This window comes from Pseudomonas sp. TUM25319 (assembly GCF_056388475.1).
The window spans coordinates 6888947-6910246 of sequence record NZ_CM150751.1 but is presented as its reverse complement, the minus strand read 5'-3'; the positions used below and the strand labels follow the sequence as shown (position 1 = coordinate 6910246).

General features: G+C 63.7%; 19 protein-coding genes. 9 read left to right on the top strand and 10 right to left on the bottom strand.

Annotated features, from left to right (window positions below; all coding sequences use genetic code 11):
• Positions 1-57 precede the first annotated feature (57 nt).
• Complete coding sequence (hglS, locus tag AC05QJ_RS31360; RefSeq protein WP_476745032.1) at positions 58-1446, bottom strand: 2-oxoadipate dioxygenase/decarboxylase HglS; 1389 nt, start codon at positions 1444-1446, stop codon at positions 58-60.
• 109 nt (positions 1447-1555) lie between these two features.
• The gene (locus AC05QJ_RS31355; RefSeq protein ID WP_476745031.1) at positions 1556-2455 is read right to left on the bottom strand and encodes a LysR family transcriptional regulator; all 900 of its coding nucleotides are present in this window, start codon (positions 2453-2455) and stop codon (positions 1556-1558) included.
• A 139-nt stretch (positions 2456-2594) separates the two neighbouring features.
• Between AC05QJ_RS31355 and amaB the strand changes: the two genes are divergently transcribed.
• Entirely contained in the window at positions 2595-4085 is a 1491-nt protein-coding gene (gene amaB / locus AC05QJ_RS31350) for an L-piperidine-6-carboxylate dehydrogenase (RefSeq protein ID WP_476745030.1), read from the top strand.
• A gap of 134 nt (positions 4086-4219) precedes the next feature.
• Positions 4220-5506, top strand: a complete 1287-nt coding sequence (amaA, locus tag AC05QJ_RS31345; protein WP_476745029.1) for an L-pipecolate oxidase — start codon at positions 4220-4222, stop codon at positions 5504-5506.
• Here the strand turns inward: amaA and AC05QJ_RS31340 are convergent.
• Together AC05QJ_RS31340 and AC05QJ_RS31335 are read right to left on the bottom strand one after the other, a co-directional pair.
• Positions 5503-6933 carry a mechanosensitive ion channel domain-containing protein gene (locus AC05QJ_RS31340; RefSeq protein WP_476745028.1) on the bottom strand — a complete coding sequence of 477 codons (1431 nt, stop codon included), beginning with the start codon at positions 6931-6933 and terminating at the stop codon, positions 5503-5505. The genes amaA and AC05QJ_RS31340 overlap by 4 nt on opposite strands.
• 416 nt (positions 6934-7349) lie before the next feature.
• The gene (locus AC05QJ_RS31335; protein WP_476742461.1) at positions 7350-8300 is read right to left on the bottom strand and encodes an IS110 family transposase; all 951 of its coding nucleotides are present in this window, start codon (positions 8298-8300) and stop codon (positions 7350-7352) included.
• Between the two features lie 670 nt (positions 8301-8970).
• Here AC05QJ_RS31335 and AC05QJ_RS31330 point away from each other — a divergent pair.
• Positions 8971-9273 carry a DUF6124 family protein gene (locus AC05QJ_RS31330; protein WP_476745027.1) on the top strand — a complete coding sequence of 101 codons (303 nt, stop codon included), beginning with the start codon at positions 8971-8973 and terminating at the stop codon, positions 9271-9273.
• A 5-nt stretch (positions 9274-9278) separates the two neighbouring features.
• Here the strand turns inward: AC05QJ_RS31330 and AC05QJ_RS31325 are convergent, their stop codons facing one another.
• The 3 genes from AC05QJ_RS31325 to AC05QJ_RS31315 are packed head-to-tail and all read right to left on the bottom strand — an operon-like array spanning position 9279 to position 12429.
• Positions 9279-10529 carry a HipA domain-containing protein gene (locus AC05QJ_RS31325; RefSeq protein ID WP_476745026.1) on the bottom strand — a complete coding sequence of 417 codons (1251 nt, stop codon included), beginning with the start codon at positions 10527-10529 and terminating at the stop codon, positions 9279-9281.
• Positions 10526-10936, bottom strand: coding sequence for a helix-turn-helix domain-containing protein (locus AC05QJ_RS31320; protein ID WP_476745025.1), 411 nt, complete (start codon positions 10934-10936; stop codon positions 10526-10528). Before AC05QJ_RS31320 ends, AC05QJ_RS31325 begins: the two co-directional genes overlap by 4 nt.
• A complete protein-coding gene (locus AC05QJ_RS31315) occupies positions 10933-12429 on the bottom strand; it encodes a YifB family Mg chelatase-like AAA ATPase (RefSeq protein WP_476745024.1) in 1497 nt (498 codons plus the stop codon). The genes AC05QJ_RS31320 and AC05QJ_RS31315 overlap by 4 nt, the downstream gene beginning before the upstream one ends.
• A gap of 184 nt (positions 12430-12613) precedes the next feature.
• On the opposite strand from AC05QJ_RS31315, the gene AC05QJ_RS31310 reads away from it, so the two are divergent.
• From AC05QJ_RS31310 to AC05QJ_RS31300, 3 genes are all read left to right on the top strand, one after another.
• Complete coding sequence (locus AC05QJ_RS31310; protein WP_476745023.1) at positions 12614-13123, top strand: sigma-70 family RNA polymerase sigma factor; 510 nt, start codon at positions 12614-12616, stop codon at positions 13121-13123.
• Entirely contained in the window at positions 13120-14100 is a 981-nt protein-coding gene (locus AC05QJ_RS31305) for a DUF4880 domain-containing protein (protein WP_476745022.1), read from the top strand. Before AC05QJ_RS31310 ends, AC05QJ_RS31305 begins: the two co-directional genes overlap by 4 nt.
• Before the next feature lie 109 nt (positions 14101-14209).
• Positions 14210-16741, top strand: coding sequence for a TonB-dependent siderophore receptor (locus tag AC05QJ_RS31300; RefSeq protein WP_476745021.1), 2532 nt, complete (start codon positions 14210-14212; stop codon positions 16739-16741).
• On the opposite strand, the gene dmeF is transcribed toward AC05QJ_RS31300, so the two are convergent.
• From dmeF to AC05QJ_RS31285, 3 genes are all read right to left on the bottom strand, one after another.
• Positions 16742-17653: a CDF family Co(II)/Ni(II) efflux transporter DmeF gene (dmeF, locus tag AC05QJ_RS31295; RefSeq protein ID WP_476745020.1), complete on the bottom strand. Its 912-nt coding sequence runs from the start codon at positions 17651-17653 to the stop codon at positions 16742-16744.
• A 16-nt stretch (positions 17654-17669) separates the two neighbouring features.
• Positions 17670-17945 carry a metal/formaldehyde-sensitive transcriptional repressor gene (locus tag AC05QJ_RS31290; RefSeq protein WP_476745019.1) on the bottom strand — a complete coding sequence of 92 codons (276 nt, stop codon included), beginning with the start codon at positions 17943-17945 and terminating at the stop codon, positions 17670-17672.
• A 166-nt stretch (positions 17946-18111) separates the two neighbouring features.
• Positions 18112-18375 carry an accessory factor UbiK family protein gene (locus AC05QJ_RS31285; RefSeq protein WP_476745018.1) on the bottom strand — a complete coding sequence of 88 codons (264 nt, stop codon included), beginning with the start codon at positions 18373-18375 and terminating at the stop codon, positions 18112-18114.
• Between the two features lie 411 nt (positions 18376-18786).
• Between AC05QJ_RS31285 and glnK the strand changes: the two genes are divergently transcribed.
• The 3 genes from glnK (at position 18787) to sutA (ending at position 21297) form a co-directional block, all read left to right on the top strand.
• Positions 18787-19125, top strand: a complete 339-nt coding sequence (gene glnK / locus AC05QJ_RS31280) for a P-II family nitrogen regulator (protein ID WP_002555808.1) — start codon at positions 18787-18789, stop codon at positions 19123-19125.
• A gap of 37 nt (positions 19126-19162) precedes the next feature.
• Positions 19163-20497: an ammonium transporter gene (locus tag AC05QJ_RS31275; protein ID WP_476745017.1), complete on the top strand. Its 1335-nt coding sequence runs from the start codon at positions 19163-19165 to the stop codon at positions 20495-20497.
• 476 nt (positions 20498-20973) lie between these two features.
• Positions 20974-21297: a transcriptional regulator SutA gene (sutA, locus tag AC05QJ_RS31270; RefSeq protein ID WP_476745016.1), complete on the top strand. Its 324-nt coding sequence runs from the start codon at positions 20974-20976 to the stop codon at positions 21295-21297.
• Positions 21298-21300 lie beyond the last annotated feature (3 nt).

Below are 21300 nucleotides of genomic sequence, written 5' to 3'. Positions count from 1 at the left end.
AGCAGGGGTGAATTCACCGACGCCATCGCGGGTAACACCCACACGCATCCGCCAGTCTCATAGTGGCTCGGTCAGATTCAACTCATTTGCACAGGCCTCCAGCGACCGCCGCTCACTCTGCGCATACAACGCCAGTTCATCCTGCACCCGCATCCCCAGGGCCTCCTCGAAGGCGTCACGGTTGGCATTGCTGCCATACTCCGCCTGCCCGTCGTCCCCCAGGTTGGACTGAAAGATCCCCGCCGCACTCACCGGCAGGAAGTCTTCGTACACCAACGCCTCGAAGTGCACATGCCCCGCCGCGATCAGCCCTTCCAGCCCGGTGGGTCGCTGTACCGCATCCCGGGCGGCCAGGCCCTTTTCGGTCGGGAAGTAGCGGAAGTACGCCAGCCCCTGTTCGCGCATCTGTGCCAGGTCATCGGGGAAGGCCTCGAACTGTTTGGCCAGCAGGCTCATATAGCGATCGGCATTGCTCTCGGCCGGCGCGCCGCCCAGGGCGTCGCGGGTGGCGTCGAGCAGTTGGTCGTAAAGCTGGCGCCCTTTCGGCGTCAGTGCCGCACCACGCTGTTCGATCTCGCCAAAGCGCGCAGTGTGGCTGCCGTCGGTGTCGCGGAAGGCGATCTTCTCTTGCAGCGCCTTGAAGCTGGTCTGGCGCAGCAGGATCGGATGGCGCCGGGTCGGCGGGCCTTCCACCACGGCCTTGGGCGCAATGCCGGCAGCGGGCATGCCCAACTGGATGGCGTCGATATCCAGCGTACGTGGCGTCAGGTGGTTGATATGCGGGCCCTTGAAGGCCACCACATCGGCGATCAGCCGGTGCTGGTCGTGCAACTGCCGGTACTGCTCGGCAGTCACCGTGGCCTCGTGGTGCCAGCGGAAGGTGTGCAGCGCTTCGTTGACGAACGCGGCGGCATCCGCGTCGTTCAGGCCGCCATCACGCTCGCTCTGCTCGATCAGTTGCAGGGCGCGGGCCGTGAAGATCTGGCGTTTTTCCAGGATCGACCGGGCCAGTTCACGCAGGGCCGGGTCGTCGATCAGTTCCAGGCGCAGCAGCGAAGTGAAGACGCGGAACGGGCTGATATGCAGCGACTGCTCGTGCACCGGGCGAAACGCCGTGGAGTGCACCGGCACGCCGGCCGAGCTCAGGTCGTAGTAGCCCACCGGGTGCATGCCCATCACCGCGAACAGCCGGCCGATGGTCGCCAGTTCCGCCGCCGTGCCGACGCGGATGGCGCCGTGGCGCTCCTGGTCGAGGCGCTCGAGCTCGCCGGTCCAGCGCAGTGCCTCGGCCACTTCCGGGCGGGCCTGCATCACCTGGCGGTTGACCTCGCTCACCAGCGTCAGCAGCGTGCCGTAGAGCGGGACTTCCTGCTTGTACATGAGCGACATGGCGGCGGAGAAGCGCGCGCGAATACTGTCGGGGCTGACGAAATCTTGAGCGGGCATCGCAAGCTTCCTGGTGAGGGGTCGGGTACCGCTACATGAAAGCGAGGAATGCTGGTCGGCTTCAAGCGAAAAAAAGTCGAGCAGTCATTCCGTCAATTCAGGAACTCGTTCAAACGTTGGCACCAGCGACCTGCTCGCCGATCCAGTCCACCAGGCTGCGCACCTTGGGCACCTCGGCAGCGTGCTCGGAAAACGCCAGGAAATGCGCGCCGTTGCTGCGCATCCTGTGCGGCCAGGGCACCACCAGCTTGCCCTCGGCCAGTTCGCTGCGGGCCAGATAACCGGGCACCAGCGCCACGCCGCAACCGGCCTGGGCGGCGCTCAGGCACATATGAAAGGTGTCGAAGCGCGGGCCGTGGTAGCTGTTGGCCGAATGCAGGCCCTGTTCAAGGAACCATTCGTGCCAGGCTTCCGGTCGGGTCGTGCTCTGCAGCAGTACGAAATCCGACAGCTCGCTGGCATCGTCCAGCGTGCGGCCCTGCAGCAGCTCCGGTGAACACACCGGCAGCACGTCCTCGCCGAACAGCTCGATGCAGGTCGCGCCCGGCCAGGTGCCCTGACCGTAGAAGAACACCACGTCCGCCGTGCCTTGCAGCAGGGTGAACGGCTCCATTTCATTGCGGATGTCGAGGTGGATGTTCGGGTAGCGCTTGCCGAAGCCCTTCAGGTGCGGGATCAGCCAGCGCACGCCGAAGCTCGGCTGGGTCGCGACCTTGAGCACTTCGGTCTGCTCGCCGTAGGACAGGATGTAGCGGCTGGACATGTCCACCTGGGTGAGGATCTTGTTCACCTCGGTCAGGTACAACGCACCGGCCGGCGTCAGTTGCAGGCGCCGGCGGATACGCAGGAACAGGTGATGACGCAGCATCTCTTCCAGTTGCGCCACCTGCTTGCTCACGGCGCTCTGGGTCAGGTGCAGCTCTTCGGCGGCGCGGGTGAAGCTCAGGTGCCGGGCGGCGGCTTCGAAGCACTGCAGGGCGGCCATGGACGGCACCAGGCGTTTGGACATTGCGGCATCTCCGGGCCATCAGTTCATGAACTGACGGAATGATGTGCGGAATAAAGGTCGTTTGTTGAGCCAGAGTAATCGGATTAATACTGACCCCCAACAACGATTACAACCTTCCACCGCCTTGCAGGAGAACAAAATGGTTGATGGACTGCTTGACCGCCTGGGTGTCCCGGCGCACGCCTACACCAACGGCAACCATCCCGTTCACACCCCGATCGACGGCAGCGTGATCGCCTCGGTGCACCTGGAGCCGGCCAGCTCGGTGAGCGCCACCATCGACCGCGCCGACCAGGCGTTCCAGGCCTGGCGCAATGTGCCGGCGCCGCGTCGTGGCGAGCTGGTGCGCCTGTTCGGTGAAGGGCTGCGCAAGCACAAGGCCGACCTCGGCGAGCTGGTGTCGGTGGAAGCCGGCAAGATCACCCAGGAAGGCCTGGGTGAAGTGCAGGAAATGATCGACATCTGCGACTTCGCCGTCGGCCTGTCGCGCCAACTCTACGGCCTGACCATCGCTTCCGAGCGCCCCGGCCATCACATGCGCGAGAGCTGGCATCCGCTGGGCGTGGTGGGCGTCATCAGTGCCTTCAACTTCCCGGTGGCGGTCTGGGCCTGGAACACCACGCTGGCGCTGGTGTGCGGCAACGCCGTGGTCTGGAAGCCATCGGAGAAAACCCCGCTGACCGCCCTGGCGTGCCAGGCGCTGTTCGAGAAAGCCCTGGCCGCCTTCGGCGATGCGCCGCAAGGGCTGAGCCAGGTCATCATCGGTGATCGCGACGCCGGCCAGGCGCTGGTGGACGACCCGCGCGTGCCGCTGGTCAGCGCCACCGGCAGCACCCGCATGGGCCGCGAAGTCGGACCTCGGGTGGCGGCGCGCTTCGGACGCAGCATCCTCGAACTGGGCGGCAACAACGCCATGATCCTCGCCCCCAGCGCCGACCTGGATTTGGCCGTGCGCGCTGTGTTGTTTAGCGCTGTCGGCACCGCCGGCCAGCGCTGCACCACCCTGCGCCGGCTGATCGTTCACCGCTCGGTCAAGGACGAGGTGGTGGCGCGGGTCAAATCCGCGTACGGCAAGGTGCGGATCGGCGACCCTCGCGAAGGCAACCTGATCGGCCCGCTGATCGACAAGGCCTCGTTCCAGGCCATGCAGGACGCCCTGGCCCGTGCCCGCGACGAAGGCGGTGAAGTGTTCGGCGGCGAGCGGCACCTGGCCGAGCAGTACCCGAATGCCTACTACGTGGCGCCGGCCATTGCCGAGATGCCGGGGCAGAGTGACGTGGTGCGCCATGAAACCTTCGCGCCGATCCTCTACGTGCTGACCTACGATGACTTCGACGAGGCCCTGCGCCTGAACAACGAAGTGCCGCAGGGGCTGTCGTCCTGCATCTTCACCACCGACCTGCGTGAGGCCGAGCGCTTCCAGAGTGCGGCGGGCAGCGACTGCGGCATTGCCAATGTCAACATCGGCACCAGCGGCGCGGAGATTGGCGGGGCCTTTGGTGGCGAGAAGGAAACCGGTGGTGGCCGCGAATCGGGCTCCGATAGCTGGAAGGCGTACATGCGTCGGCAGACCAATACCGTGAACTATTCCCGGGAGCTGCCGCTGGCGCAGGGGATCGTGTTCGACTGATTTGAATGCGTTGCCCTTGAGGGCCCCATCGCCGGCAAGCCGGCTCCCACAGGTATCTGAGCCAGGCGCCAGACCTTGTGGGAGCTGGCTTGCCAGCGATGGCCTCACAACAAGACCCGAGCCGGAGCCAGGCCATGCCCGAACTGCGTCAACAATGCTTGTGGGAACACGTCACCCCGCCCGCGGCGCCCGCCGCGGCATTGACGGCCGAGGTCAGGGCCGATGTCTGCGTGATCGGTGGCGGTATCACCGGCCTGTGCGCCGCGCTGCATTTGCTCGAGCAGGGCAAGTCGGTGGTCCTGGTGGAGGCCCGTGACATCGGTCATGGCGGCTCCGGCCGCAACGTCGGGCTGGTCAACGCCGGCACCTGGATTCGCCCCGACGATGTCGAAGCCACCCTCGGCCAGCAACAGGGCAGCCGGCTGAACAAGGTGCTCGGCGAGGCCCCTGCAGAAGTCTTCGCCCTGATCCGGCGCCTGGGCATCGACTGCCAGGCCCGCAACGAAGGCACCCTGCACATGGCCCACAACGCCACCGGCGTGGCCGACCTGCAAGCCCGTCACGCACAATGGACCCGCCGCGGCGCCGACGTCGAACTGCTCACCGGCGCCCGCTGCGAAGACTACTGCGGCACCGACCAGATTTCCGCCGCGCTGCTCGACCGCCGCGCCGGCACCATCAACCCCATGGCCTACACCCGCGGCCTGGCCGACGCGGTCAGCCGCCTCGGCGGGCAGATTTATCCACAGTCCCCGGTCCAGGGCCTGACCCGCCATGGCAGCGGCTGGCAGGTGAAAACCACGAAAGGCGCGGTCATCGCCGAGAAAGTGGTGATCTCCACCGGCGCCTATACCGAAGGCGACTGGACCAACCTGCAACGTCACTTCTTCCGCGGCTACTACTACCAGGTCGCCTCGGTGCCGCTGCACGGCGCCGCCGCCGACAACGTGCTCAAGCACGGCCAGGGCTCCTGGGACACCCGCACCGTACTCAGCAGCATCCGCCGCGACGACCAGGGCCGTTTGCTACTCGGCAGCCTTGGCCGGGTCGACAACAAGCCAGCGTGGTTCGTGCGCCGCTGGGCCGATCGTATCCAGAGTCACTACTTCCCGCAGCTTGGCAAGGTCGAATGGGAAATGCACTGGACCGGCTGCATCGACTTCACCCCCGACCACCTGATGCGCCTGTTCGAGCCGGCGCCGGGGCTGGTGGCCGTCACCGGCTACAACGGCCGTGGCAACACCACCGGCACGGTGATCGGCAAGGCGTTTGCGCAGTTCCTGTTGCAGGACGACCCCAACGCGCTGCCGATCCCGTTCTCTCCGATGAAACCGGTATCGGCCCCGGCGCTGCGTACCGGCTTCTATGAAACCGGGTTCTCGCTGTATCACGCGGGGCAGTGCCTGCGGGTCGTGCTCTAGGCCTTCTTGAGCCAGTTGAGGAAGCCGCCTTTCTTGATCGCGGCCGGTTTCTGCAACACCAGCGACTGGCTGTTCTGTTCGCGCACGCGCTGCAGCTTGCTCAATGCGGCTTTCACTTCGTCGCGTTTTTCCAGGCAGTCGCGCACCTCGGCCTTGTCGATGCGGTAGAGCAGGCAACTGGTGAGGGTGCGGAATTCGGCGGCAGACGCTTCGCCATCCAGCAGCCCTTCCACGCCCAGCACTTCGCCCGGGCCCATGCGTCCGGCTTCGCGCAACTTCTCGCCATCGTGGATGGCTGCCGATACCACGCCGGTGCCGATCACCAGCACATGCTCGGAGGCTTCATCGAGCCCGAGAATCACCTGATCGGCCGGGTATTCGATGGCGATCATGCGCTGGCTCAGGGTGTCTTTCTCGTCGCTGCTCAGGGCGCGGAAGATCCGCACATCCTCAAGCAGGCTGCGCTGCCGGCTCCACGGGCGGGCCTGGCTGTCGGCGTTCCAGATCACCCCGGCGGCTTCGAGGTGGCGGTGGGCCAGATCGAACATCTGGTTGCGTACCGGGGTTTTCTGGTCCATCGAACCGACGAAGCCGCTGGCCTCGTATTCCACCGATTCCAGGGTCGTGGCTTTGATCGTGGCCTTGGGCTTGGGCGTGGCCAGCAGCGCGCTGCTGCCTTGCAGGGTCTTCTCCAGGGCATCGAGCACCTTGCGCGGGCGCACGCTGGCTGGCACCACCACGCTGATGGACACGCCGTGGACATCGTTGGGCCGGCTGAAGTTGAGCAGCTTGGCCTTGGCCGCCACCGAGTTGGGAATGACCGCCATGCTGCCGTTGCCGGTGAGCAGGCGGGTGGCGCGCCAGTCGATATCGATCACCCGGCCTTCGGTGCCGTCGATGCTGATCCAGTCATCGAGCTGATAGGGGCGGGTGGTGTTCAGCACGATGCCGGAGAACACATCGCTCAGGGTGCTCTGCAGCGCCAGGCCGATCACGATCGCCATCACCCCGGAGGTGGCCAGCAGGCCCTTCACCGGCAACTGCATCACATAGGCCGCGGCGGCGACGATGGCCACCAGGAAGATCAGCGCGCCCATCACGTCTTGCAGCAGGCGGCCGGTGTGGCCGCTGCGGGCGATCAGCAGCAGGCCGATCACTACCGTCAGCGTGCGCGCCGCGAACAGCCACCAGACGATCTCCAGCACCGTCGCCAGCAGATTGCGCGCCACGTCCTCGGGCCAGGGCGGCGGTTGCAGCGGGCTGATCCCGGCGCTCAGCAGCACCCCGGTGAACAGCAGGAAGGCCACCACCCGCGCAGCGATGCGCCAGTTGCGCTTTTCGAGGGGAATCGCCCGCCAGAGCAGCAGGTCGAGCAGCAGCAGGACAATGCCGAGCAGAAGCGGGTAATCCTGGAGGAGTGCGGGCATGGGGATCTCTGGCGTGGGTTCTGGGGGGCTGGTTTTTCAGCGATGGCATGGAGTGTTTACATAGCTTTTTTGCGGTGGGGCTGCCAGGTGCATACCGGAAAATCTTCAGCGTTCCTGAGATCGAGCGCCGCCCGCGCGGCGCATCGCCGGCAACGCCGGCTCCCACATTTGTTGCAACGTACCTATGTCTGTAAGGCCATGGTTGATCGCCTTGTTTGTACGACGCGATATCGAGTCGAGCACCCAAGGCTGGCAACTCAAATCCCACAGGCCATGGCGCGTTGCAACAAATGTGGGAGCAACTGTCTTTAAGGATTTTTTTCAAACGCCCCCTTCAGGCATGGCTTCGCCAGCGATACCGCATTGCGGTTTCGCTGGCGAAGCCCGCTTTTCAGTAAATCAGCCCTCGCTTGCTGTCAGGTTGCGGGTATCTGAGATTTCGGTTCTTTCCACTTCGTGCCGTCTCGCAGCATCGCGTTAAGACGTACCAGGATCTTGCGCATGCAGGCCACAATAACGACCTTGGCAAGTTTGCCTCGCGCTCGCAGAGCCTCATATTCGGCTTTGACTTCCGGATCGTGGCGAACCATTGACCAGGTCGACATATAGAGCACACGGCGCACTGCATAGCGCCCGCCTTCGATCGATCTGGGGCCGCTCTTCTTGCCGCTGTCGTTGTTGTAAGGGGCTAACCCTACCAGGGCCGCGATCTTGCGCCCTGTCACGGCTCCGAGCTCAGGCAGCGATGCCATGAGCGTGCCGCACGCAATGACTCCAATCCCTTTCACCGATCTCAACTGACTGGCTTTCTCCTGATTCAGGGCGTTCGAGGCCTTCTCAATCGCCTCATCCAGTGCTTTGATTTTCTGGTTCAGATAAGCGATGAGATCGGTGTAGGTGGATATAGCTATGGCCTGAGTGGTTTGTTGTATCCGGCGCTTGTTGCTGTCTCGATCCTTGACCAGATTGCCTCGCAGCTTGATCAACTCCCCCAGCTCATCCCGAGCCTGGTTAGGCTCAACCGGCGGCAAGTCCTCGATATCTCGGGCAAACTTCGCCAGCATCCGAGCGTCGATTTTGTCGGTCTTGGCAAGCTTGTTCATGGATCTGGCATAGTCACGAGCGCGCTTGGGATTGACGCGAACCACATTAAGACCGCTTAGCTGCAGGGCCTTGAGCAAAGCCCTCTCATAACCACCGGTGGCCTCAAGCAGTACTCGCTCGACTTCAAGCCCGTTCAGGCATGCAATCAGCTGAGCGAAGCCATCAGAGTCGTTACTGATCTGGAACTGCGGGTAATTCGCAGGAAGAAACCCCACATCCACAGTCGCTTTCGAAACATCGAGACCAACAAAGTAGGAAATCATCGCCAAGCCCTCTTACACTCAAGAAGTGAGAGCGCTCTGACCTATCCCTAGCTTGTGATTTCGAGTTTTGCCGCTCATCCAACTGTTCGGGCTTCTGGTCAGAGTGAGAGGTGGATGGCGACTTGGCTCCCACTCGTGCTTTAAGCACCGCTGGCATTCAGTCTGCCATCCACCGCTCTCACCCTTCTGAGTTTAAGAGGCCTTGAAGACACAAGCTGGCGTTGCCAGCGATGCGCCGCGCGGGCGGCGCTCGATCTCAAGAGCACAGAAAAAACTCCCGGCGGGCACCTGGTCGCCATAACCCAATCCCTTGATTCGCTCTCAACGTCCATTCGAAACAACAGATTTCACAATGCCCTGTAGCCGTTTTCTGTAGGGCGGTTCTGAATCATACTCCGCGGCCTGTTGCTCTGTTGCGCCCGCCCGGGCGCCTGCCTAGGCTCCCTCCGTCGCTGGTTTTCAGTGATCGGGTGTCGCAGCCCAGAGCATAGCCAGAACCTCATTTCAGACCGCAGGCCGCCTTTGGTCCGTGTGCCCCTGTTATGGCGGTTGTGCGCGGGGCACCTTCGGGTGCGCCGGTTCCTATGCCCGGTCTGCGAACCCGCGTACAGCTGCCACCCATCCGTTTCGCAGCGCCATGGCGGCAGCTCCATTGCATAGGAGTTGCAAGATGAAAAAGCCCGTCCCCGATCCTCCGACCCTCGATCTCACCCGCGTGGTGACCTGCCGAGTCCCGTTCGGCCCGATCGACTTCCATGGCAACCCCCTGTTCATCGCCCGCGAGGGCATCTGCGCCGAAGACGCGCTGGTCCATGCCAGCCAGATCCTCAACAGCGTCCAGGCCTGTGCCCACGACAGCGCCGAATACCTGACCGCCAACGACCGGGCGATGGCGCAGGGGATAGCCCAGCAGGCGGAGATGGCGAAGGCACTGGTGGATGCGGTGTTGGCGGGTGCCAGCAGCACAGGTTGAGTGTTCTATCTCAATCGCGCCGCCATATCGCGAATCACGCCATGGACGATCCTGAGCAACAACCTTTTCTCTCCCGCCGTCAATTGACTCTCACATTCGGCCAGCACCTTCGCCGTGGTGGCTTCCACGGCGTTGACGATTTCATCGATATGACGGGCCGCCAGGGCCTCCGTGATCCCGATTTCCCGTCCCATTCTCAAGACCGCTGCCCTGGACACCTCCTCGTGGGTTCGCATGCCGTCCGTTTTCCAGACCAGATCCGCCCCCAGCCACGCCGTGGGTGAGTCACCGTAGATGGCGGTGCAGAGCAGGTCATAATGAGGGGCCAGGCGGTAGCCATCGGGCTTGGCGAAGAACGACAGATTCTTCAGGTGTGCGTCGTTATTGCCGACCAACAGGTTGAACACCAGCCAGCGGAAGAGCTGCAAGCGTACCTGTGCCCGGTTACGGACCAGTCCCAGGATTTTGTTCAGGGTTTCGGTGTTGGCCTGTTGGTACTTGAAGTGCCGATCCAGGCCCAGCAGCTGGCAGCCATCGAGTACATGCTCGCGATAGACCTGATCACCCTCATGGGATCGGTCGAAGCGTTCGATCAGATAGACCGCCTCGGGAACCCGGCGTATGGATACGTCAGGAACCTCCATCCCCGCTTCTTGTGCCAGGCGCATGACGAACCACTCGTTGGCGACGGTAGCATCGTAGTCATCGGGTTGTGAGTGGTTGGGTTTGAGAATGTGGGTGGACGGTGTATTGCCGATGGGTTCGTAGAGTTGCTGATCGATGAGCACCACTGGCAGTTTGTACTGGGCCCCTGCCAGCGACATCCGCTTGGGTGCGTCAGTGGTCAGCGCCACACGGGGAAGGTTGTTGATTCTTCGGCTCAGATCCCTATCAGTGAGCGGTCGCAAGCCACTTTCAATCACAGTATCGGGTTCTGCGAGCAGTGTGATTGCTCCAGCGGATTCTGCACCGTAGTAACCGAGAAGGCCGAAGGCATCGGCGAACTCGATCTTGGCATCACCGGCTAATAGCTGGCGGGATTGCTCTTCAGGCAAGAGGTTGTCGAAGAACCATTGAACCGGGCGCTCGGACGATCCATCGACGATGGTTTCGCTGGCTCGCGGCAAGCGTGGGGAAAGATCGTATCCCTCTTCGCTGTTTACCCAGGCGGGGCTGTACTCGAGTTGCCAGCTACCCGAGTTGTCCGTGAGCGTGGCAACGTGCTGGCCATTGATCATTGCCTGAAGTGTTCTCATGGGTTCGGCAGATCCAGATAGACGTGTACGCCCAGCTCTTCGAGAAGCAGCAGAACGCTTCCAAGGGACACCGTCCCTGTTCCTTTCTCGATGTCGCGCAGCAGCACATGACTTTTACCGATCATGGCGGCCATGTCGGCTTGGGTGATGTTCTGGTTTTTGCGGACTCGGCGTACGGCTTTCCCCAGGTCTGCTGGGGTGCGCACCTTGATACGGGTTTCGCTTTCAGTATGAACCGTCATCGCCAGGCACTCGCTTTTAATCGAAGGTTTAATTTCGATTATTGTGCTCGCTGGGCATTTGTCAAAGAAATCTAAACCATGGTTTAGTTTTCTGAGCGGCAATTCATGTGAACTATAAAAACTAAGGAATAACTTAGATTTTGTGGGCTGGGAGAGACCGTTCATTCCTGCCCCGCCGGCCGATACTGCAACGCCTCCGCCAGATGCTCCCGGCGAATGTCTTCAACCTCCTCCAGATCCGCCAGCGTCCTCGCCACCTTGAGCAGCCGATGTGCCGCCCGCAGCGAGAGCATCAACCGTTCGCAGGCGTTCTCCAGCCATTTCTCGTCCGCTGTGGATAACCCACAGTGCTGGCGCAAGCCGGGAAGGTCGAGGAAGGCATTGGCGCAGCCCTGGCGTTGTTGCTGGCGCTCGCGGGTGAGGGCGACCTGGCGGGCGACGGTGGCGCTGTCGGGGCCGTGGTCAGCGGTGGGAGAAAGGGCGGTGGCTTCGCGTGCGACGGTGAGGTGCAGGTCGATGCGGTCGAGCAACGGGCCGGAAAGTTTGTTGCGGTAGCGCTGGATCAGTTCACTGCTGCAGCGGCAGCGACCCGTGGGGTCGCCGAGATATCCACAGGGGCAGGGGTTCATCGCCGCCACCAACTGGAACCGCGCCGGAAAGCGCACCCGGTCCCGCGCTCGCGCCACCACGATCTCGCCGGATTCCAGGGGCTCGCGAAGCACCTCCAGCACGCGGCGCTCGAACTCGGGCAACTCGTCGAGAAACAGCACGCCGTGATGGGCCAGGGTGATTTCGCCGGGTGTCGGGCGTGAGCCACCGCCTACCAGCGCAGGCCCGGACGCCGAGTGGTGCGGATGACGAAAAGGTCTTTGCGGCCAGCAATCCAGCGGCTTCGGGCTCGCCACCGACTGGATCGCAGCCACTTCCAGCGCTTCGCGTTCGTCCAGCGGCGGCAGTAGTCCCGGCAGGCGGCTGGCGAGCAGGGTCTTGCCGGTGCCGGGCGGGCCGCTGAACAACAGGTTGTGCGCCCCGGCCGCCGCCACCAGCAGCGCACGCTTGGCGGCAAGCTGGCCCTGGACTTCGCTCAGGTCCGGATAAGGCCGGGGCTGCATCAGCAAGCCGTTGGCCTTGTACGGCTCCAGCGGCTGCTGCCCGCTGAAATGCCCCACCAGTTCCAGCAGGTGCTCCGCCGCGTAAACCTCCAGCCCGGAAGCCATGCACGCTTCTTCGGCATTCTCCCGGGGCACCACCAGCGCCCGCCCGGCATCGCGGGCGGCGAGGGCGGCGGGCAACACACCCTGCACCGGCCGCAGGGCGCCGGACAGCGCCAGTTCTCCCAGGCACTCCACCTTGTCCAGCGCACCCTTGGGAAACTGCCCGTTGGCCGCCAGCAGTCCCAGGGCGATCGCCAGGTCGAAGCGTCCGCCGTCCTTGGGCAGGTCGGCCGGCGCGAGGTTGAGGGTGATGCGCCGCTGCGGGAATTCCAGCTTGGAGTTGACCAGCGCGCTGCGCACCCGGTCCTTGCTTTCCTTGACGGTGGCTTCGGGCAGGCCGACCAGGGTCAGGGTCGGCAGGCCGTTGGCCAGATGCGCTTCGATGAGAACGGGCGGGGCCAGCACGCCCACCTGGGCGCGGCTGTGGACAACGGCGAGGGACATGAACACTCCATGATCATTGCAGGGCCGCGTCGTGCGGCCTTGCAAGGATAGTGGCGGGTTCGCGGGGTGCCGGGGCGAGAGTGAATCCGGGTATTACCGGCGCTGATCAGAATGTGCTCGAAAATCATTAATAAGAAGCATTACCATAAACGACCTTCAACCCGGTCGGTATGGAATCACCCGCATGCTGCCTTCTACCTCGCCCCACCACGCCGTCGGCGAACTCTATGTGGCCCATCACGGCTGGATCGTGCAGTTGCTGCGGCGCAAGCTGGGCAATCACCAGCAGGCCCAGGACCTGGCGCAAGACACCTTCATCCGCCTGATGCGTCAGGAGGTGCTGCCTTCGTTCCGCGAACCCCGTGCTTACCTCGCCACTGTCGCCAGCCGCCTGTGCCTGGAGTTCTTCCGTCGCCGGGCGCTGGAGACCGCTTACCTGGAATTGCTGGCGGCCATGGATCCGGCACTGGCGCCGTCGCCGGAAACCCGTCTGCTGGTGCTGGAGACCCTTGATGCGGTCGGTCGGGTGCTCGATGGGCTGGGGGCCAGGACGCGGGAGATCTTTCTGCTGTCGCAGCTCGATGGCATGACGTATCCACAGATCGCCTTGCAGGTCGGGGTCAGCGTCAACGTGGTGCAGAAGGCCATGCTCAAGGCGTACCGGATCTGTTACGCGGCGGTGTACGAAGAATGAGCCTGTTCCAGCCGCAAGACCGCCAGCCGCTCGATGAGCAGGTGCTGGAACAGGCGCTGCACTGGATGGTGCTGCTGCAGTCCGGGGTCAGCAGCGATGGCGACCGGCTGGCCTGCGAGGCGTGGCGCTCGCAGAGCAGCGAGCACGAACGCGCCTGGCAGCGGCTGGTGGGCATCAATCATGACGTGCGCGGCACCACCCAGGCGGTGCCGGCAAGCCGTGCCCGCACCCTGTTGCGCAGCCGCGCCGGCAGCTCGCGGCGCCTGCTGCTCAAGGGCTTTGCCGGGTTTGCCGTGCTGGCGGCGGCGGGTGTCAGCGTGCGTGAGCGCACGTTGTTGCCGGAACTGTTCAGCGACTACCGCACCGGCACCGGCCAGCGTCAGCGCGTGCAACTGGCCGCTGGCGTGCAGTCGCAACTGGACACCCGCACCGCGATGGACGTGCAACGGGGCGTGGCGGGTGTCGATCTGGCGCTGAGTCTCGGGCGGGTGCTGCTCACAGTGGGTGAGGGGGCGACGGTGCGTGTCCGTACCGCTGAAGGCTGGATTCGGCCGTCGGTGTCCAGCCGTCTGGTGATTTCCCGCGAACTGCCGGGGATGACGGGGAGCCAGGTACAGGTATTTGCTGGCAGCGCGGCGGTGGAGTTTCGCCAGGGCGACAGCTACGTGGTCAACGCCGGCCAGCAAGTGACCTTCGGCAACGGTGGTCTGAGTGCCCAGGACAAGGCCGGCGCCGCCGCCCTGGCCTGGACCGACGGCCTGCTGGTGGCCGAACGCATGCCGTTGGGCCTGCTGCTGGCGCACCTCGACCGTTATCGTCGCGGCGTGCTGCGTTGCGCGCCGGAGGTGGCGGGGCTGCAGGTGTCCGGCTCGTATTCGCTGGACCATCCCGACGCCAGCCTCGACCTGCTGGCGCGAATGCTGCCGGTCCGCGTGGAGCGTGTGCTCGGGCTGTGGGCGACTGTGACGGCGGCGTGAAAAATAATTTCGGCGGGGCGCGGCAGTTTTTCCGGACTCGCGCATCAAGACAGGGAGAACGCTGAGAAAACAGCGCCGTTTCCCACCTTCCAACACTCGGATCGTCTTCATGCACACGCGCCTCACTCCTCTGGCCAGCGCCCTGCGCCTGGCGCTGCTGGGCCTGGCCCTGACCGCCACCAGCCAACCGCTGCTCGCCGCCACCGGCGATAGCGCCACCCAGCAGCAGACCCGCAGCTACCGCATTCCCGCCGGTAGCCTGGACAGCGTCCTCGGCGCCTTCGGTCAGCAGGCCGGCGTGATGATTGGTGTGGACTCGACCCTCACCGCCGGGCAACACAGTGAGGGCCTGAACGGCGACTATTCGGTGCAGGACGGCCTGCAGCGCATTCTCGGCAAGACCCGCCTGGACGCTGTCAGCGATGGCGCAGGCTTCCGCCTGGTACCGCGTGCCGAGGGCGGCGTGCTGGAGCTGAGCGCCACCTCGATCAGCGGCCAGGGCACCGGCGAGATGACCGAGAACTCCGGGTCCTACACCACCGGTCTGGTCAGCATCGGCTCCAAGACGCCGGTGAGCCTCAAGGACACCCCGCAAAGCGTATCGGTCATCACCCAGCGGATGGTCGAAGACAAAAAGATGTTCACCTTGCCTGACGCGATGAAGATGGCGCCGGGCATCACCGTGCGTAACGGCAATTACAACACCGAGTCGTTCTATTCCCGCGGTTTTTCCATCGACAACCTGCAGATCGACGGCGCCGCGCCCATGGACATCGGCAATGGCATCGGCACCTTCTACAGCAACCGCAAGTACGACATGACACCCTACGACCATGTCGAGGTGCTGCGCGGTGCCAGTGGCCTGCTGGGTGGCACCGGCGATCCGGGCGGCATCATCAACCTGGTGCGCAAGCGTCCGCTGGATCACTACCAGCTCAAGCTGGAGACCTCCGCCGGCTCCTGGGACAACTACCGCAGCCAGGTCGATCTGACCGGCCCGCTGGCCTTCGACGGCAAGCTGCGCGGCCGCGTGGTGGCCGCCTACACCGACCGCCAATACTTCATGGACAACCGCGCCAGCGAGCGGCCGTTCCTGTACGGCATCATCGAGGCCGACCTGAGCGACGACACCCTGCTCACCCTCGGCGGCAGCTACGACAAACTCAAGGAAACCGGCACAGGTGACGGCCTGCCACGCTACAGCACCGGCGGCGACGTGCATCTGCCGCGGCACACCTGGTACACCACCAACGGCGCCTGGAGCGATAGCTACACCCGCGAGTGGTTCGCCAAGGTCGACCACTACCTCAACGACAACTGGAAGCTCAACACCAGCTTCACCTATTCGTACAACGGCTCCGACACCGAAGGCGTGATTCCCTACGGCTCGGTGGACGAGACCACCAACACCGGCCCGTACTGGTGGGGCAGCTACGTGTCGAGCTGGAGCCAGCAGTCGGTGTTCGACGTCAACCTGTCCGGCGGTTTCGATGCCTTCGGCCGCCGTCATGAGGTGCTGATGGGCGCGGACTATCAGAAAGTCACCAGCCGCTGGCGCGGCGCCCAGGGCATGATCGACAAAGGCGGCATGATCGACCTGTGGGACCCACACTCCACGCCGCTGCCGAGCGAAGCGTCCAACCATGCGTACTGGCGTGACTACTCGCCCAACACCCGCGAGCAGTACGGCGTCTATTCGACCCTGCGCCTGCAACTGACCGACCCGCTGAAGCTGGTGGTGGGCGCTCGCGCCCAGCGCTTCAAGTTCGAGCAGGCCTACAGCATGAAGGCCAACCAGTCTGCCACGGGCCCCTGGATCCCGCAGGACAGCGTGTTCGACCGCGAGCCGACCACGCTGGTCCCCTATGGCGGCCTGATCTACGCGCTGGACGATCAGTGGTCCACCTACGTCAGCTATTCCGAAGTGTTCAAACCGCAGGCGCAGAAGTGGAAAGGCCCGCAGACGTCGCCCAGCTCCCTCGAACCCATGACCGGCAAAACCTACGAAACCGGTATCAAGGGCGAACTGTTCGGCGGCGCGTTGAACCTGAGTGCGGCGTTGTTCTACACCACGCGCGAAAACCAGGCGGCGACCGATCCGGCCTACCCGACGCCATTCTTCAGCTACAGCGGCTCGTGCTGCTTCCTGGCCCAGGACAAGGTGACCAGCAAGGGGCTCGATCTGGAAGTCACCGGTGAGATCGCACCGGGCTGGGAGGTGCTGGCGGGGTACACCTACAACCGGGTCGAGAACAACACCGAGGAAACCCTCTACAGCTCTGTCACGCCCAAGCATCTGTTCAAGCTGTGGAGCGCCTACACCTTGCCTGGCGCGCTGTCGGACCTGCGCGTCGGCGGTGGCGTGACCGCGCAGAGCGCAACCTATGTGAAAGGCGAAGCCTACCGCTTCGACTCGTCAGGGAATGTCATCGACTCGCGCGACTACAATTTCGTCCAGTCCGGTTATGCGGTCTACGACGCAATGGTGGAGTACAAGGTCGACGACCACTGGACCGTGGCGCTCAACGGCAACAACCTGTTCGACCGGCGCTACTACTCCAGCGTCGGCACCTCCGAGTACGGCAACTACTACGGTGAGCCGCGCAACTTCACCCTCACGCTGCGCGGCACCTTCGACTGATCAGCCCGGCTGCACCTCGATGGTCAGGTGCCGCACCTCGTGCACCGGCAGCAAACGCTGCCGGATGCTCGCCAGGTCCACGCTGGCCGCACCCACCACACTGACGATGGCAGCGTGGGCCTGCGGGCCGACGCGCCAGACATGCAGGTCGGTAATGCGCGCATCGCCCGGTTGCTCCACCAGCTCGCGGATTTCCTCGGCAACGTGCTCGTCGGTCTGGTCCAGCAACACGCCGGCGGTGACCTTCATCAGGCTCCACGACCAGCGCGCAATCACCAGTGCACCGACGATGCCCATCACCGGGTCCAGCCATACCCAGCCCAGGTAGCGGCCCGCCAGCAGCGCGGCGATGGCCAGCACCGAGGTCAGGGCGTCGGCGATCACGTGCAGGTAGGCCGAGCGCAGGTTGTTGTCCTGGCCATGGTGGTGGCCGTGGTCGTGTTCATGATGATGGTCATGGTCGTGGCTGTGACCATGGCCCAGCAGCAGGGCGCTGACGATGTTGACGATCAGGCCGGCCACGGCGATCAGGGTGGCATTGGCAAAATCCACTTCGCCGGGCTGGAACAGGCGGATGGTCGATTCGACGCCAACGCTCAGGGCGACGATGCCGAGAATCAGCGCCGAGGCGAAGCCGCCCAGGTCGCCGACCTTGCCGGTACCGAAGCTGTAGCGGCGGCTGCCGGCGTGGCGGCGGGCGTAGGCGTAGGCTGCGGCGGCGATGCCGAGGGCGCCGGCATGGGTCGCCATGTGGAAGCCGTCGGCGAGCAGGGCCATGGAGCCGGTGATGTAGCCGGCGGCAATTTCCGCCACCATCATCACCACGGTGAGCAGCACCACCCACAAGGTGCGGCGGGCGTTCTGGTCGTGGGCGGAGCCGAGGAACTGATGATCGTGCGCAAGCGGGCTCATGTCGGTGCTCCAGGGATCACTTGGAATAGCGGCGGATGGCTTCGAGCAGTTCCTCCACGCCCTTGGCGCGTTCTTCATCGCTCAGTTCCGGATTGGCCACGTGCTCGCGGGCGTGGTCTTCGATGATCTCTTCCAGCAGGCCGTTCATGGCGCCGCGGGTGGCAGCGACCAGGTGCAGCGTCTTGCCGCAGTCGGCGCCTTCTTCCAGCGCTTTCTCCACCGCCTGGAGCTGGCCAGCGATGCGCTTTACCCGTTTGAGCAGTGCGTCTTTCTTCACATGGGTGTGTGACACCGGTATACCCCCCCTGCCTACCTGAGGGTGTCGAGCATTGCATACCCCCTCCCCCTATGCAAGCGCCGGGCGAGCGACAACCGATCCAGGGCGGACCACCGTGACAAGGACGTGGGAAATGTGCAGCGGGACCAGCGCAGGCGCGCTGGTCAGCGGCGGGGAGGCCTCACTCGGAGGCGATGGGGTTCAGGCGGGCTTCGAGTTCTTCGACTTTGGCCTCCAACGCTTCGAGGCGGGCGCGGGTGCGGGCCAGAACCACCATCTGGCTGTCGAATTCTTCCCGGCTCACCAGGTCGAGCTTGCTGAAGCCGCTTTGCAGCAGCGCCTTGAACTGGCTTTCCAGTTCGCTGCGCGGTTGCGCGGTATCGCTGCTGAACAGGCGCGAGGCCTGGTCGCTCAGGGCATCGAGAAAGGCTTTTGGCGCGAGCATGGTCGGCTGTCCTGTCTGGCAAAAAGGGTCGGCAGTGTAGCACGGGGCGGCGAGTGGCCATCGCTGCACACTTTTTGAACATCGCCCGGAACGAGTGCGCACCAATGTTGTGCGTCATTTGCCTGCTGGCGACTGGCCAAGATGGCGCATTGCCGCCAACTCCTTGTATTCCGGGGGTTTATCAGACATGGCAAGGTTTCTGCTAAGACCATCGTGACCCATGCACTGATGCAGTCCCCAGGACGATGCAGTGCTCAGGCGGAGCGAAGACGCGAGTTTTGTCAGGAGCGGTTTCTGGAGTCGGACCGGGGAATATGAAGCCGACGAAGCGTTACAAAGCCAGGCACTGCGCTTAGACTTGAGTCGGGTTTGTTTTCCTGGGGCAAGTCCACCAATTCGGGAGAGAGTTTCATGAAGCTAGTCACTGCCATCATCAAGCCGTTCAAACTGGACGATGTGCGCGAGTCGCTGTCCGAAATCGGCGTGCAGGGCATCACTGTCACTGAAGTCAAAGGCTTCGGTCGCCAAAAGGGTCACACCGAGCTGTATCGCGGCGCGGAATACGTGGTCGATTTCCTGCCCAAGGTCAAGATCGATGTCGCCATCGACGACAAGGATCTGGACCGGGTCATCGAAGCCATCACCAAGGCAGCCAACACCGGCAAGATCGGTGACGGCAAGATCTTCGTGGTGAACCTGGAACAGGCCATCCGCATCCGTACCGGCGAAACCGATACCGACGCGATCTAAAAGCCGCCCCAAACCCAACGCCCCAGGAGAAAACAACATGACTCTGCGTCGATTCGCAGGGCTAGGAGCCCTTTTGTCCCTCGCAATGCCTGGCCTGGCACTTGCCGAGGAAACCGCGGCGGCAGCCACCCCTGTGCTCAACTCCGGCGACACCGCCTGGATGCTTACCGCCACTGCCCTCGTTCTGTTCATGACCATCCCTGGCCTGGCGCTGTTCTATGGCGGCATGGTGCGTTCCAAGAACGTCCTCTCGGTGATGATGCAGTGCTTCGCCATCACCGGCCTGATCAGCGTGCTGTGGGTCGTCTACGGTTACAGCCTGGCGTTCGATACCACCGGTATGGAGCAGGGCGTCACCAACTTCAATTCCTTCGTCGGCGGACTGTCCAAGGCATTCCTGGCCGGCGTGACTCCGGAAAGCCTCACCGCTGCCTTCCCTGAGGCGGTCTTCGTGGTCTTCCAGATGACCTTCGCCATCATCACCCCGGCCCTGATCGTCGGTGCCTTCGCCGAGCGCATGAAGTTCTCCGCGATGCTGATCTTCATGGCCATCTGGTTCACCCTGGTCTACGCACCGATCGCACACATGGTCTGGTCCGGCAACGGCGGCCTGATGTGGGACTGGGGCGTGCTGGACTTCGCGGGCGGCACCGTGGTGCACATCAACGCCGGTATCGCCGGTCTGGTTGCCTGCCTGGTACTCGGCAAGCGCAAAGGCTACCCGACCACCCCGATGGCCCCGCACAACCTGGGCTACACCCTGATCGGCGCGGCCATGCTGTGGATCGGCTGGTTCGGCTTCAACGCCGGCTCCGCTGCTGCCGCCAACGGCACCGCCGGCATGGCCATGCTGGTGACCCAGGTCGCCACCGCTGCCGCCGCCCTGGGCTGGATGTTCGCCGAGTGGATCACCCACGGTAAACCAAGCGCACTGGGCATCGCCTCGGGCGTGGTCGCCGGCCTCGTCGCCATCACCCCGGCCGCCGGCACCGTCGGCCCGATGGGCGCTCTGGTGATCGGCCTGGTTTCCGGCGTGGTCTGCTTCTTCTGCGCCACCAGCCTGAAACGCAAGCTGGGCTACGACGACTCCCTGGACGCCTTCGGTGTACACGGTATCGGCGGTATCGTCGGCGCGATCCTCACCGGCGTGTTCGCAGCCCCTGCTCTGGGCGGCTTCGGCACTGTGACCGACATCGGCGCTCAAGTCTGGATTCAGGCCAAGGGCGTTGGTTTCACCGTGATCTACACCGCGATCGTCACCTACGTGATCCTCAAAGTGCTGGATGTGGTGATGGGCCTGCGTGTCAACGAAGAAACAGAATCGGTGGGCCTGGACCTTGCCGAACACAACGAGCGTGGCTACAACCTGTAATCACCCTCGAAAAAATTTGCCCGGTTCGCCGGGCATTTTTTCGTCTGGATTTTGCTCCGAAGACCGACGCAAACGGTTTTTCGCGGCAGGTTCATCGCTGGTGGAATGGATCCTGTGGGTGGGTCCCGATTGTCAGCGGAAAACTTACAGTCTTCAGGGCGTTTTAGGCGCTTTGCTTTTTCATCCGGCACGCTAGAATGCGCGCCGTGGGGTGATGATGGCGCGTCCACACACTTCATGGCCCTTTGCTAGTCTTGTCGATGAGCAAGCCGGATGGCGGGGAACAAACCGGTGTTTTTGAACCGGCCGCTCTTTATTTGGTCAGGCTCTGAAGAGCCTGCACGGCGTTCGCCAGGCAGTACGGCGAGCGCTGCCGGCCTCGGGTCACCCGAGGTCCGTTTTTTCTCCAGCGGTCGTAAACCTCTACGGTGGCTGGTCTATAACTAATCTGCTTTTCGCAAGTCATGAGGTAGAACATGAGCGACGACGATCTGGAAAATGATGACCTCGAAGTAGGCGACGAAGACGAAGGCGATGAAGGCCTCGAAGCGGCGGCTGACGATGTAGCGGACGACGCGGGTGACGACAGCCCGGCGCCTGCTGCAAAAGGCAAATCCAAGGCGGCGGTCTCGGTTGACGAGATGCCGAGCATGGAAGCCAAACAGAAGGAGCGCGATGCGCTCGCCCGGGCCATGGAAGAATTCCTGGCGCGTGGCGGCAAGGTGCAGGAAGTCGAAGCCAACGTGGTTGCCGACCCGCCCAAGAAGCCCGACAACAAATACGGCAGCCGTCCTATCTGACGC